The 14,538-nt window shown below is 38.7% G+C and carries 13 protein-coding genes; all 13 read left to right on the forward strand.

Translation table 11 applies throughout. The features are described 5' to 3' along the window. Positions 1-221: 221 nt before the first annotated feature. The 13 genes from FGQ66_RS09845 to FGQ66_RS09905 all read left to right on the forward strand — a co-directional run bounded on the left by FGQ66_RS09845 (position 222) and on the right by FGQ66_RS09905 (position 14,174). Positions 222-593, forward strand: a complete 372-nt coding sequence (locus FGQ66_RS09845) for a winged helix-turn-helix transcriptional regulator (protein WP_016177004.1) — start codon at positions 222-224, stop codon at positions 591-593. A gap of 127 nt (positions 594-720) precedes the next feature. Next, positions 721-1,047 carry a nucleotide pyrophosphohydrolase gene (locus FGQ66_RS09850; RefSeq protein ID WP_005877180.1) on the forward strand — a complete coding sequence of 109 codons (327 nt, stop codon included), beginning with the start codon at positions 721-723 and terminating at the stop codon, positions 1,045-1,047. A 21-nt stretch (positions 1,048-1,068) separates the two neighbouring features. After that, positions 1,069-1,782, forward strand: a complete 714-nt coding sequence (locus FGQ66_RS09855) for a class A sortase (RefSeq protein ID WP_081133990.1) — start codon at positions 1,069-1,071, stop codon at positions 1,780-1,782. Positions 1,783-2,020: 238 nt separating this feature from the next. After that, positions 2,021-2,872, forward strand: coding sequence for a BglG family transcription antiterminator LicT (gene licT / locus FGQ66_RS09860; RefSeq protein ID WP_115235257.1), 852 nt, complete (start codon positions 2,021-2,023; stop codon positions 2,870-2,872). Between the two features lie 124 nt (positions 2,873-2,996). Then, a complete protein-coding gene (locus tag FGQ66_RS09865; protein WP_138302308.1) occupies positions 2,997-4,865 on the forward strand; it encodes a beta-glucoside-specific PTS transporter subunit IIABC in 1,869 nt (622 codons plus the stop codon). A 13-nt stretch (positions 4,866-4,878) separates the two neighbouring features. After that, positions 4,879-6,321 (forward strand): glycoside hydrolase family 1 protein, encoded by a 1,443-nt coding sequence (locus tag FGQ66_RS09870; RefSeq protein WP_138302309.1) that lies wholly within the window; start codon positions 4,879-4,881, stop codon positions 6,319-6,321. Positions 6,322-6,763: 442 nt separating this feature from the next. After that, on the forward strand, positions 6,764-7,465 hold the full coding sequence (locus FGQ66_RS09875; protein ID WP_138302310.1) for a GntR family transcriptional regulator: 702 nt from the start codon (positions 6,764-6,766) through the stop codon (positions 7,463-7,465). A 295-nt stretch (positions 7,466-7,760) separates the two neighbouring features. Next, entirely contained in the window at positions 7,761-9,098 is a 1,338-nt protein-coding gene (locus FGQ66_RS09880) for a PTS sugar transporter subunit IIC (protein WP_138302311.1), read from the forward strand. Between the two features lie 24 nt (positions 9,099-9,122). Beyond that, on the forward strand, positions 9,123-10,220 hold the full coding sequence (locus tag FGQ66_RS09885; RefSeq protein WP_138302312.1) for a DUF871 domain-containing protein: 1,098 nt from the start codon (positions 9,123-9,125) through the stop codon (positions 10,218-10,220). After that, positions 10,220-11,329: an amidohydrolase/deacetylase family metallohydrolase gene (locus FGQ66_RS09890; protein WP_138302313.1), complete on the forward strand. Its 1,110-nt coding sequence runs from the start codon at positions 10,220-10,222 to the stop codon at positions 11,327-11,329. The genes FGQ66_RS09885 and FGQ66_RS09890 overlap by 1 nt, the downstream gene beginning before the upstream one ends. Continuing rightward, complete coding sequence (locus FGQ66_RS09895; RefSeq protein WP_138302314.1) at positions 11,316-12,416, forward strand: DgaE family pyridoxal phosphate-dependent ammonia lyase; 1,101 nt, start codon at positions 11,316-11,318, stop codon at positions 12,414-12,416. Before FGQ66_RS09890 ends, FGQ66_RS09895 begins: the two co-directional genes overlap by 14 nt. Next, entirely contained in the window at positions 12,417-13,157 is a 741-nt protein-coding gene (gene dagF / locus FGQ66_RS09900) for a 2-dehydro-3-deoxy-phosphogluconate aldolase (RefSeq protein ID WP_005877203.1), read from the forward strand. It abuts the gene before it with no gap. 9 nt (positions 13,158-13,166) lie between these two features. Further along, the gene (locus tag FGQ66_RS09905; RefSeq protein ID WP_138302315.1) at positions 13,167-14,174 is read left to right on the forward strand and encodes a sugar kinase; all 1,008 of its coding nucleotides are present in this window, start codon (positions 13,167-13,169) and stop codon (positions 14,172-14,174) included. The last annotated feature ends 364 nt before the right edge of the window (positions 14,175-14,538 follow it).

Genomic DNA, 14,538 nt, shown 5'->3' on the forward strand with positions numbered 1-14,538 from the left:
ATAGTCTGTATTTCCCTCAAAAAGAAGTACCTACTTTTTTGTGCGATAGTTACTTTTTAGTAATAATTGTTGATAGAGGCATTTCTAACGGATAGTTTAATGAGTGTTTTCTAATTTTTGTTTATAAAATGCACGTATTTTATATTTTTGAACATTTTTACTTTTCAAATAAGCAATAGGGTGCTACTATTTGATGCGTATCTTTTAAAAGGAGAAAAAACATGGAAAAAATCTATCATATCGGCGTTGAAGCAACATTAGAAGTAATCGGTGGAAAATGGAAACCCATTATTCTATGCCATTTAGGGAATGGTCCAATACGAACAGGTGAATTGAAAAGACAAATACCAACGATCACTCAGAAAATGTTGACACAACAATTACGAGAGTTGGAGGAAGATCGTATCGTTGATCGAAAAGTCTACAATCAAGTACCTCCTAAAGTAGAATATTCATTAACAGAAGAAGGAAAATCATTACGGGAAATCTTAGTTGCAATGTCTGTTTGGGGAGAAGAACGGATTGAACGGCAACAAGAAGCGGGAAATGAAGTGACCTTGTTACATACACATGGTGGTTATTTGAATTATTAACGATTCTTTTAGTCAATGAAACTAAAAATTTCAATTTAATGAAAATGTTAAAAATAAATTTGCTCTTTTTTTCTTCATAAACATGATATGATAAACAGTGATCGTATTAGAAAAAGGTGAATGATAGATGAACAGTATGGATAAAGTAAATCAATTCAGAGATGAGCGGGATTGGCGACAATTCCATAATGAAAAAGACTTGGCTATTTCTATTTCTTTGGAGGCCTCTGAATTGCTTGAACTGTTTCAATGGAAACAGCCAGAAGAAGTAACAGCGAACAATCTGGAACGGATCAAAGAAGAACTAGCAGATGTTTTGATCTATTCTTATATGCTGGCAGATAATTTAAATCTTGATCTTGATGAGATCATCGAAGAAAAGTTGAAGAAAAATTGTTTGAAATATCCGTTAGAAAAAAGTAAAGGTCAACGAACAAAATATACGGAACTGTAGGGCAGAAAAGGAGGCGTGGTAGTGAAAAAAGAAGGAAAAGTAAAGAAATGGCTGATCAATATTCTTCTATTCTTATTGTTACTGATTGGATTGGCGCTGATTTTTAATGAACAAATCAAAGATTTTTTTGTTAAAAACACAGGAGATCAATATGCGATTGCAAACGTGACGAAAGAAGATATCAATAAAAATAAGGAAAAAGACGCAAGTTTTGATTTTGATGCTGTCGAATCCATGAGTACAGAAAGTGTGTTGAAGGCTCAGTTGAACCATACAGAGCTACCAGTTATTGGAAGTATCGCCGTACCATCTGTCTCAATCAATATCCCTATCTTCAAAGGATTGGATAATGCCAATCTGCTTTATGGTGCTGGTACCTTGTCACCTGATCAGCAGATGGGTAAGGGCAATTATGCTTTAGCTAGCCATCGTGCAAACAATCCAGAATTACTTTTTACTCCCTTAGAGAATCTAACATTAGGCGATAAAATCTATTTAGTCGATTTGGACAACGTGTATACGTACAAAGCAACGTTCAAGCAAAAAGTTGCCCCAACAGACACACAATTGCTGAACGTTCAAGAAGGAAAAGAACTTGTTACCTTGATTACTTGTGGAGATATGAACGCAGTGACGCGCTTAGTTGTTCAAGGTGAATTGGAAAAAATCACTCCGATGAAAGAAGCTACACAGGAAATGAAAAAAGCCTTCGATATGCCAACGCGAACCTTTTGATCCAAGTAGTTCTTTATGAAAATGACAGACACTCTTGCTTGAATATAGTAAGGGTGTTTTTTTCTATTGAAAGAAAAAATAAAAAACGTGATGAAAGGGGTTGCAAAGTTAAAAAAAGGATGTTATGCTTATTTCAGATAAGAAATGGATTGTTACTGTGCGGCAGGCAAAACCAGAATTCAGCTCGTTGTTAGGCGGATTCTAGGTTTTTTTATTTTTTTCGAGAGGGCGAAGCAGAATGGTCATTGAAAAAGTATTGAATAATAATGTCGTCGTTTCTAAAAATGAATTGGGTGAAGAGATCATTTGTATGGGAAAAGGTATCGCTTTTCAAAAAAAGCCAGGTGACCATATCTCAAAGAATGACGTTCAAAAAGAATTCATTTTAAAGGATTCTTTTGCTACCCACCAGTTCCAACAATTGATGGCGGATGTGCCGCTAGAGGAAGTCGAACTAGTGAAATCCATTGTTGATTTTGCCGAAGAAAAATTGCAAGTTTCGTTTTCTCCTAATATTTATCTGACGTTGACGGATCATATCCATTATGCAATCAATCGTGCAAAAGAAAAGATCGAGTTACCTAATCCATTATTATTTGAGACTAAAAAATTCTATCCTAAAGAATACCAAACAGCAATAGCTGTTCTTCAACTGATTGAGCAAAAAATGGGCATTTCACTACCGATGGATGAAGCTGGTTTCATTGCGTTTCATTTTGTCAATAGTCAGCAAAGTAATGGAGATATGCAAGTGACGATGACAGCTACAACGATGGTTCGAGATGTAGTAAGTATCATCAGTAAATTTTTTGGGATCGTATTCGATGAAGATTCGTTGAATTACCAACGACTCATCACACACCTTCAATTTTTTGCGCAGCGATATCTAAAAGGAGAAAGCTCAGGCGAACAAGATGAATTTCTTTATGCCTTGGTCCAAGGCAAGTATCCAAAAGCATTTCGCTGTTCTGAACGGATCAATGAGTACCTTGTCCAGACGCAAAAAGAACCAATGGGTGTAGCAGAACAAATTTATCTTACGATCCATATCCAACGTGTAGTAACTGAAAAACAAAGTACCCAATCTTAAGGATTGTTACTGGTAAAGCAGGCAAAACCTAGATTGAAAAAATAAGGACACGAGATTTCGCGTGACCGTTTTTTCAATCTAGGTTTTTTATTTTATAAAAAATAAATGGAAAGAAGGAAATGAAATGGATAATCAAGCAGTTGGTAAAAGAGTTTGGGAGGCAGTCGGTGGTAAAAACAATGTGAACAGTTTAGTGCACTGTGCGACTCGATTGCGTTTTAAATTGAAAGACGAATCTCTTGCGAAGACACAAGAACTAAAAAATGATCCTGATGTGATCCAAGTTGTTCAAAGTGGTGGTCAGTATCAAGTGGTGATCGGCAGCAATGTAGCGGATGTGTACCAGTCCATTGTAGATGAGCAAGGCCTAGCGGATCATGCGGATACAGAAGAAAAATCAAAGAATCCATTAAATCGTTTCATTGATATCATTTCGAGTATCTTTACTCCCTTTTTAGGAGCAATGGCTGCAGCTGGTATTTTGAAAGGATTCCTATCTTTAGCAATCGTATTAGGTTGGCTGACCGTTGATACAGGTGCTTATCAAATCCTATATGCAGCAGCAGACGGTGTTTTTACCTTTTTACCAGTAATGTTAGCATTTACCGCAGCAAAAAAATTCAAGGCCAATCAATTTCTATCTGTGGCGATCGCGATGGCTCTGGTTTATCCAGCCATCACTGAACTCGCAGGAGCCGGTGGCGCTGTTGACTTCTTTAACTTACCAGTCATTCTCTCACCATCTGGCTATACATCTTCTGTGATCCCGATCATTTTGGCTGTATGGGTCCAAAGTAAATTTGAACCACTAGTGAAAAAGGCGATTCCACAATTTTTACAGATGATCTTTGTTCCGATGATCGTGTTGTTAGTAATGGTTCCACTCACATTCCTTGTTTTAGGACCAATCGGGACGGTTATCGGTAATGGCCTAGGTAGTCTTTTCAATTCCATCTATGGCTTTAGTCCATTAGTCGCAGGCTTTATCATGGGAGCGTTATGGCAAGTATTCGTGATGTTTGGTATGCACTGGGGATTTGTGCCGATCATGTTCTTGAATATCGAACAATATGGCTTTGATGTATTGATGCCAATGCTTTTACCAGCTATTTTAGCACAAGGTGGAGCAGCTTTAGCTGTAGCTGTACGCACAAAGGATGCAAAACTTCGTTCATTAGGGATCTCTTCTATGATCACTTCTCTGTTCGGAATTACTGAACCCACGGTCTATGGAGTAACACTACCACTGAAAAAACCATTTATCGTTGCGTGTCTTTCAGGAGGAATCGGAGGAGCAATGATCGGATTTGCAGGCGTCAAAGCTTTTTCTAGCGGTTTAGTTAGTTTATTGACGATCCCAACATTTATTAGTACAAATGAAGCAGTTGAGTCTAGTGTAATGATGGCAGTGATTGCAACAGCAGTATCATTTATCTTAGCATTTGTAGGTACATTGATTATTGGTTTTGATGAATCTGCACAAGATGAAAATCTAGAAGGAAACAAGCAAACGACAGCTGGGGACTCCATTGGAACAGCTCGTCATAATCTAAAAAGCCCATTGAGCGGCAAAGTCTTACCTCTAAGTGAAGTACCCGATAAAGTCTTTTCTTCTGGAGCGATGGGTAAAGGGATTGCGATCGAACCAGAAAATGGTGACTTGCTTGCTCCGGCAGATGGAGTGATCACGACGATTTTTCCAACGGGTCATGCAGTAGGGATCACTACCACAGATGGTATCGAGTTATTGATGCATATCGGAATGGACACAGTCGAACTTGAAGGCAGAGGCTTTGAAGTATTTGTGAAACAAGGAGATACTGTTCATACAGGCGATTTACTTGTCCGTTTCGACATCGATACGATCAAAAAGGCGGGCTATAGTGTGATTACACCAATCGTTGTAACGAATACAGATCATTTTGCTGATGTTTTAGAGTTTGATCAAGAAGAAATCATTGCTAGTGAAGATTTTCTAGCGATTGTAAAATAAGGAGGAAGTAAGGATGACAACACGTTTTTCAAAAGATTTTTTATGGGGCGGCGCAACAGCAGCCAATCAACTAGAAGGCGCCTATGATCGTGATGGCAAGGGATTATCTGTGGCAGATGCAATGCCTGGTGGGAAAAAACGCTTTGAGATTATCGGTAGCGAAACATTTGACTGGACGATCGATCCAGAAAACTATAACTATCCGAATCATCAAGGTATCGATCATTATGATCGTTTTAAAGAAGATATCGCGTTATTCGCTGAAATGGGTTTTAAATGTTACCGTTTCTCGATTGCTTGGACACGAATCTTTCCTCAAGGGGATGAATCAGTACCGAATGAAGCTGGTCTTACTTTTTATGAGCAAGTGATTGATGAATGTTTAAGCTATGGGATCGAACCAGTAATCACGATTTCCCATTATGAAATGCCTCTAAATCTAGCTAAAGCATATGGGGGTTGGAAGAACCGCCAATTGATCGACTTTTATGAACGATTTGCCAGAACAGTTCTTGAACGTTTCAGTAGCAAGGTGAAATATTGGATGACCTTCAATGAAATCAATTCAGCGTTCCATTTTCCGGCATTGAGCCAAGGATTGGTAAAAAGCAATGGTGCGGGTGAGTATCAAAATATCTTCCAAGCATGGCACAATCAATTTGTAGCAAGTAGTAAAGCAGTAAAAATCGCCCATGAACTACGTCCAGATATCCAAGTAGGTTGTATGATCATCTACGCAACTACGTATAGCATTGACGCCAATCCAATCAATCAGGTCGCAACATTGATCCAAAATCAAGAATTCAATTTCTTTTGTACAGATGTACAAGTCAGAGGCGAGTATCCAGCCTACACAAAGCGTACCTATGAAAAATATGGTGTAGATAGTCAAAAATTAGAACAGACAAAAGAAGATTTTGACTTATTAAAAGCTTATCCAGTGGACTATATCGGGTTTAGCTACTATATGTCGACAGCAATCAATGAAACCGATCCAACAGCGGCAACATCAGCGGGTAACCTACTCGGTGGTGTGAAAAATCCATTTTTAGAGGCTAGTGAGTGGGGCTGGCAGATTGATCCGGAAGGGTTGCGAATTGCTTTAAACGAATTGTACAATCGTTATGAGAAGCCATTGTTCATCGTGGAAAATGGACTAGGTGCGATCGACAAAGTCGAAGAAGATGGAAGTATCCATGATGATTATCGAATCGACTATCTACGTCGCCATATCGAAGCAATGGGTGAAGCAGTAGCAGATGGTGTTGAACTTATGGGATATACGCCTTGGGGCTGTATTGATCTGGTCAGTGCTTCAACGGGTGAAATGAGTAAACGCTATGGCTTTATCTATGTGGATTTAGACGATGAAGGCAAGGGAACTTTGGACCGTTCAAAGAAAAAGTCATTTGATTGGTACAAAGAGGTTATCGCCTCAAATGGGGAAAAGCTGTAGAAGGAGCGTGGATAAAAGTAAGAAACACTTCTGTCCCAGCCTCGATTCGTTCTGATACGTAAAATGGAAGTTTCAAAAACTACTCTTTGTTTAGAGCAAGTTCGCTTTATTCAAAAAAGTAGATAAGCAAATGATGTGAGTCAAAAGAGGTCGAGACAAAAGTCGTTTAGGTTTGAGAAATTGGAGAGAAAAACGAGTAATACGCTTTTTGTATTGATCGTTTTTCTCGAAATTTCCGAAAAACCTGACTTTTGGCCGCCGTTTATTCGAGAGTCTGTGGCAAAACTGATTTTTAGTTTTGTTCCACACTCTTTTTTTATTTTTCACCCTTTATTATTGCTCAGGTCAAACCATGCTTTTCATAACCTCTCTTATCTTTTATATTCTTTTTTTATTTTATCTATGCTATTCTTTTAGTAACAGTAAAACGAAAGGTGACGCCATGAAAAGAACCCGTGTATTATATTTAGAAGTTGCAGATAAGATCAAAGAGGATATTTTTTCAGGGAAATATCCAGTTGGCACGATGCTGCCTACTGAAAATGAGCTAGAAGAATTGTTTCAAGTGAGCAAAATAACTGTTCGTAAGGCAATTGAATTACTAGCGGCAGATGAGTATGTTGAAAAGAAGAGTGGTAGAGGAACTACGGTCCTAAGTAATCGCCCATATAATCGATTATCAAAAGCAGCAAGTTTTACGCAAATTCTCAAAAATTCACAATATGAAGTTCGAAAAGAAACACTAGAGGTAAAAAAAATTGCTTTAAAAAAAGATGATCCGTTGTATGGTTATTTTGGTTCGCATGCTACTCGATTTAAGCGCTTATATTATTTGAATGATGAGCCCTATATTTACTTTATCCATTATTTGCCGAGTGAGATGATCAGAGTGAAACGCAAGGAATTTGACGAAGAATCCCTTTATCGATTGCTGACTCAAAAAGGAGAATACATCGATGTATTTTCAGATGATTTTTCTGCTATTTTTCTCAGCGAGGAAGAGCAAGAAATCTTAAAGACATCTGCACAAATTGGCATAAAGAGAATTCGTCGATCATCCAATCAACAAGGAGAAATCCTTGAATATTCAGAAGCAATCTATCATACAGATTTACATCCTTATCATATTGACTATGAAACATAATGTCTGGCAATAAATACTTTGCTTAATAAGTGGACAGATCTGAGTAGCATTTCTTATCTCTCAGGAAAGTTCACTTGTTAGGTAGGGATATTTATTTCACTATAAGAAAATAATCTGGATAAACACCCAAGTGAAGGACTAGCTGGGTGGCCCATTTTGTAGGTGGTGGGGAAGGTAGGCTATAGTTTAGTGTCAACTTCTTTTTTTAAACATTATGAAAAACGTTTACATTTGAAGGTAGTTATGCTACTATCAATGCGTAAACATTATAATGTTATATAAGGAGAGGGCGTAAATGGATAAATTTGTAGGGATCATCGAGCGAAGAATCATGCCGGTTGCCAATCGTATCGGTACTCAGCGACACATGACAGCAATTAGAAAAGGGATCATTGCCACCATGCCGCTAACGGTCGTCGGTTCGTTTTTCACCATTTTACTGAATATCCCCATCGAATCAGTGGCATCAGTCATTGAACCGTATCGTGAAATATTGGATATTCCTTTTCGTTATACAGTAGGAATCCTTGCATTGTATGCTACATTTGGCATTGCATCATCATTAGCCAAAAGTTATAAACTGGATTCTTTGACTGCAGGTATTTTAGCTTTGATGTCCTTTCTGATTGTAGCAGCGCCACCGCTTCGAGTAGTCGAAGATTTGGAAGGGGTTACGGCTGGCCGTTATATCAATATTGCGAATTTAGGTTCTGGTTCATTATTTGGCGCTATCGTTACAGCAATTGTTTCTGTTGAAATCTATCGTTTTTTTATTGAGAAAAAGATTACGATCAAAATGCCTGATGGTGTACCACCAGAAGTGACGAATTCTTTTGTAGCATTGATTCCAGGTGCAGTTATCTTGATTTTTTTCTGGGTAGTGCGTCATATGTTGGGATTTGATTTAAACGGGTTCCTAAGCCAATTATTGATGCCTCTAAAAGGTGTATTAGCTGGTAATAGCTTGTTTGGCGGCTTGTTGACTGTCTTTCTGATTTGTTTCTTTTGGGTTCTTGGGATTCACGGTCCTGCAATCATGGGACCAGTCATTCGACCATTTTGGGATATCTCGATTGCCGAAAATATCGATGCATTCAATGCTGGAACAAATGCTCAGAACATGCCCAATATTTTTACAGAGCAGTTCTTGCAATGGTTCGTCTGGATCGGAGGAGCTGGGACAACGCTAGCTTTAGTTGTACTATTTATGTTTTCTAAATCAAAATACCTGAAAAGTTTAGGACGATTATCTATTTTACCTGGCCTTTTCAATATCAATGAGCCAATGATTTTTGGTGCACCGATCGTCATGAATCCTGTCTTAGGTATTCCTTTTATTGTTGCTCCATTAGTGACAACCACCTTGTCTTATATATTGACGGTAAGTGGAGTCGTACCGATGATGGTGGCACGATTACCTTTTGCGATGCCTGCACCGATTGCCGCGTGGATGAGTACCAATTGGAGTGTGGCAGCAGGAGTTCTTGTTGTCGTGAATTTTTTGATCACTCTGGCAATTTATTATCCATTTTTTAAAGTGTTTGAAAAACAACAGCTGGCTCGTGAAGCAGAAGAACTAGCTAAGGAAGAAGCGGCTAAAATGATGGACGGCATCACGCAGGAGCAAGCATAGTAAGTAAAGAAGAGGGGGAGAAAAATGAAGCGTTCATTAGGCGTGTCCCTTTATCCAGATCATAGTGATTTGGATGAGGACAAAGAATATATAAAATTAGCACAAAAATATGGGTTTACGCGTATTTTCATGAGCATGTTAGAGGTAACAGAGGACCCTGAAATCGTAAAAGAAAAATTTCGTCAGCTGATTACTTTTGCTAAAAGTTTGGGATTTGAAACGATTTTAGATGTCGCACCGAATATTTTTGAACAGCTGGATATTTCTTACGACGATCTTGGATTTTTCTATGAAACAGGTGCAGACGGAATCCGTTTAGATTTAGGTTTCGATGGCAAAAAAGAAGCATTGCTTACGTATAACCCCTATCAATTAGCAATTGAGTTGAATATGAGTAATGATGTGGCCTATCTGGAAAATATTTTAAGTCATCAAGCAAACCAGCCATTTTTATATGGATGTCATAACTTCTATCCCCAAGAAGGAACGGGATTACCCTATGCCTTTTTTCAATCTTGTAGTGAACGATTTAAGAAGCATGGAATTCGAACAGCGGCCTTTATTTCGTCACAGGTGGGAACGATCGGGCCATGGGATATCAATGATGGGTTGCCGACATTGGAAATGCACCGACATTTAGCGGTAGAAACGGCGGCGAAGCATCTGTTTGCTACCAATTTGATCGATGATGTGATCATTGGGAATGCCTATGCTTCAGAAAAAGAACTACAAGCTTTAGGAAATCTGGATCGTTACCAAACAACGTTTACGGTCGAATTTGTATCTGGATTAAATGAAGTTGAGCGTGCAATCATGTTGAATGAACAGCATGTTAGACGAGGAGATATTACGGAACAAGTGATTCGTTCGACAGAAGTGCGCAAAAAATATGGTGGACAAAGCAATCCTACCCATGATACAACCTTTGAATTTCAACGAGGAGACGTTGTTATCGGAAACGACAGCTTTGGCAAATATAAGAATGAATTGCAAATTGTTTTAGAACCGCATAGTGATTCTAGAAAAAACAAAGTCGGTTCGATCATTCCGGAAGAAAAAATCTTACTTGATTTTATTCATCCGTGGTCAAAATTTAAATTTATAGAAAAGCAGGCGCGATAATGTTTGATTTGGTAATCAGAAAAGCTCATACAGTAACAGGAAAAATAATGGATATTGGAATTGAAGATGGGAAAATCAAAAAAATTGCTCCGACCATTCGTGAAAAAGGAAGAAGAGAAGAAGTCTTAGCTCCTGATCAGTATTTATCTGCTGGTTGGATCGATGATCATGTGCATTGTTATGAAGAAATGACACTTTACTATGATTATCCTGACCAAATTGGGATAATGAAGGGTGTGACAACAGTCATTGATGCAGGAACTACTGGTGCTGAAAATATCAGTCAATTTTATGAACATGCCCAACAAGCAAAAACCAATGTCTACGCACTATTGAATATTTCAAAATGGGGAATCATCAAACAAGATGAACTAGCGGATCTGACAAAGATCCAAAGTGACTTAGTGAAAGAAAAATTAACAGAACTGCCTGATTTTATTGTAGGTATCAAAGCACGAATGAGTAAAACAGTTGTGGGAGAAAATGGGATCATCCCACTTTATATGGCAAAAAAAATCCAACAAGAAAATCAAAATTTGCCCTTGATGGTCCATATTGGTTCTGCTCCACCACATTTATCTGAAATTTTAGATGGACTGGACCGCGGAGATGTCTTGACGCATTGCTTTAACGGAAAAGCAAATGGGATCATGGATCAACAGACGAAAGAAATCAAGCCTTTTGTTAAAAAAGCAATAGAAAAGGGAATCATTTTTGATATTGGTCATGGAACAGATAGTTTTAATTTTGAGGTAGCTGAAAAAGCGTATGAACAAGGAGTCAAGGCAGATTCGATCAGTACTGACATCTATATCAAAAATCGTAAAAATGGTCCTGTTTATGATTTAGCAACGACAATGGAAAAGCTGCACTTGATTGGGTATACATGGCCTGAAATAATCGAAAAAGTGACGGTTGCCTCTGCTGAAAATTTTCAGTTAAGAAAAAAAGGGAAGATCGAAGAAGGTTTTGATGCTGATTTCACAATATTTGAATGGCGAGACCAAAAGAAAACAGTGACTGATTCAAACGGCAACCAACGAATGATAACGGAACAAATCAGACCAGTGTACACGATTATTGGAGGAAAGAAATATGAGTGTGAGTAATGAAAAATTCAATCTAAAAGAAGTCATTAACGCTTCAGGAAGAATGACAGTGCTGGGTGTGTCGAAAGTTTCAGAAGCTGTTCTTGAGGCCCAACGTTTTGGTGGTACACATTTTTTTGAAATGGCTGACCTTAGTGAAAAAACGGGAGGTTACTTAGCTCAACTCTTAGGCGTAGACGATGTCCAAATCGTCTCTTCTGCTTCAGCCGGCATTGCGCAATCCATTGCCGCAGTCATTGGGCAAGGTAGTTTGGCTCATGTATATCACCCTTATTCAGCTACCATCAAGAAAAAAGAAATCATTTTGCCAAAAGGACACAATGTTGATTATGGTACTTCTGTGGAGTTGATGGTGCAACAAGGTGGTGGGAAAGTCGTTGAAGCAGGCTATGCAAATATGTGTACACCTGAACACCTCGAAATGATGATCACAGAACAAACAGCGGCAATCTTGTATATCAAGAGCCATCACACCGTACAAAAGAGTATGCTGACCATTTCAGAAGCAGTCGAGGTGGCAAAGAAGAACGATTTGCCTTTGATCGTTGATGCCGCAGCGGAAGAAGATTTATTGAAATATACACAATTAGGCGCAGATCTAGTTATTTATTCAGGAGCAAAAGCAATCGAAGGACCTAGCGCTGGTATGGTCATTGGAAAAAATCCTTATGTGTCGTGGGTACGTATGCAATCAAAAGGGATTGGTCGTTCGATGAAAATCGGGAAAGAAAACATCCTTGGTTTTACTCAAGCAGTCGAGGATTATTTGCAAAATGGGAGTGAATCAGGGGAATCAATGAAAAAACGATTGCAACCATTTATAGAAGAATTGAACAAGATCGAACATCTTGACGCAAAAATCGTGCAAGACCCAGCTGGAAGAGAAATCTATCGTGCAAGTGTGAAGGTCACAGGGAAATCTGCAAAAACAGTTATCAGTGAGTTAAAAGAACAAAATCCAGCAATCTATACCCGAGAATATCAAGCAAATAATGGCATCATTGAATTTGATGTCCGTTCGGTCGATCAAACAGAGATGAAAAAAATCATTCAACGGCTGAAGGAAATAGTGAAGGAGAGAGTATAAATGATACGAACACCCAATTATTTAAAAGATCAGATTTGCTTGAATGTCTTGGCAAATTCGCTCCAAAATGCAAAAGAATGCTACGAAGCAGCAGAAGGACACATTCTGTTAGGGGTGCTTTCAAAAAATTATCCGAATGATGAAGCGGCAATCAAAGAAATGAAGCAGTATCAAGAAGCTACCAATAATGCTTTATCAATTGGTTTGGGGGCAGGAGACCCGAATCAAAGTCAGATGGTCACTCGATTAGCCAAAGTCTTGCAACCGCAACATGTCAATCAAGTGTTTACAGGTGTGGGGGCTACACGAGCTGTCTTAGGACAGTCGGAAACAGTCGTTAACGGGCTAGTTTCTCCGACAGGAAAAGAAGGATATGTCAATATTGCCACAGGACCATTAAGTTCACAAGGAACAGCGGGGGTGGTAACGATCGAAACGGCGATTCGCCTCTTGCAAGACATGGGAGGGACATCGATCAAATATTTCCCTATGAAGGGATTAGAACATCAGAAAGAATATGAAGCAGTAGCCCAAGCCTGTGCGCTTTATGATTTTGCTTTAGAACCAACTGGTGGCATCGATTTAGAGAATTTTGAAGAAATCGTTCAAATCGCAGTTGATGCGGGGGTAAAAAAAATCATTCCTCATATCTATAGTTCCATCATTGATCCGACTACTGGAAACACAAGACCTGAGGATGTTCGCAGACTATTGGAGATCACAAAAAAAATCGTAGAGTAAGGTGAAAAAATGAAAATTGGTGCATTTGGTGAAGTGATGCTGCGATTGACACCACCTGAATATTTGATGCTAGAACAAACACATACACTTCGAATGTCTTATACAGGGACCGGCGTGAATCTTGTGGGGAATTTAGCGCATTTTGGCATTGAAAGTTATTTGCTGTCTGCATTACCTGCTAATCGGCTAGGTGATGCGGCGTTAGCCAGTTTAAAAGGGTTAGGCGTCCATACCACTTATATTATTCAAAAAGAACAGCATATCGGGACCTATTTTGCGGAAATGGGGTATGGTATTCGTCCAACTGAGGTAACGTATCAAAATCGGAAGCATAGCTCTTTTGGACTAGCCGAAAAAAGGGATTATCAACTAGATGGATTTATTGAAGCAGTTGATCTTGTGCATATCTGCGGTATCAGTTTAAGTTTGACTGATCTCTCAGCACAAACAGCAATTGCTTTGGCAAAAAAAGCAGATGAACAAGGAAAAAAAGTTTGTTTTGATTTTAATTTCCGTCCTAGTTTAAATCAGGAAAAAGATAAAAAAGCGGTGCTGAAACAACGCTATGAAGAGATTCTTCCCTACTGTACACTTTTACTAGGCTCGATTCGTGATTTGACGGAGTTGATGGAATGGCAGTCTGAATTTTCTGAGGCCGAAACGCCAAACGAATATATTCGTTCTTTCCTAGATTACTATGGGATTGAATGGTTTGCAGGAACGAAACGGACGGTGAGTGGGGGAAACAAACGATTAAGTGGTTATTTGATTACTTCACAAGAAGCTGTAGAGACAGAGTTGTACTATCTTTTTGTGCTAGATCGAATTGGTGCAGGCGATGCATTCGCAGCAGGGATTTTATTGGGGTATGCAGAAAAATGGACACTTTCACGAACTGTAGAGTTTGCCTTGGCAAATGCACGACTTGCACATGCTATCCAAGGTGATGTTCCTTTAACTACCAGAAAGCAAGTCCAACAATTGCTAGATGCACCAGATGTGGATCTGATCAGATAAAAGAAACAGTCGACGGACACAGACATCCATCAAGATGGGCTATTCTGCCTTGTTCTGATGGGTGTTTTTTGAATAATGGTAATTAATTATTTTTAATTATATAGATATTTTATTGTTCAGAAAAGTTGTCAAATTACTATTTTTCAGGATATATACTAAATAAAAAAAGTTTTCTACAAAAAGTTGGTGGAAAAACAGAACAGTTTTTTGTGATTTTTTGGATTCGCTTGACTACTGTTCAAGTGATCAGTATCATAAATGACAGATAGAAACAGCTAAATAAAAAAGGCGCCTCCATTTCTAGTGGCAGCTAGAAACAGAGGCCTTGAAAAGTCATACACAGTGACCAGTCAAGTTTGCCATA

The sequence above is a fragment of the Enterococcus sp. BSD2780061688st2 D3 genome (assembly GCF_005844145.1).
GTDB lineage: Bacteria > Bacillota > Bacilli > Lactobacillales > Enterococcaceae > Enterococcus_B > Enterococcus_B durans.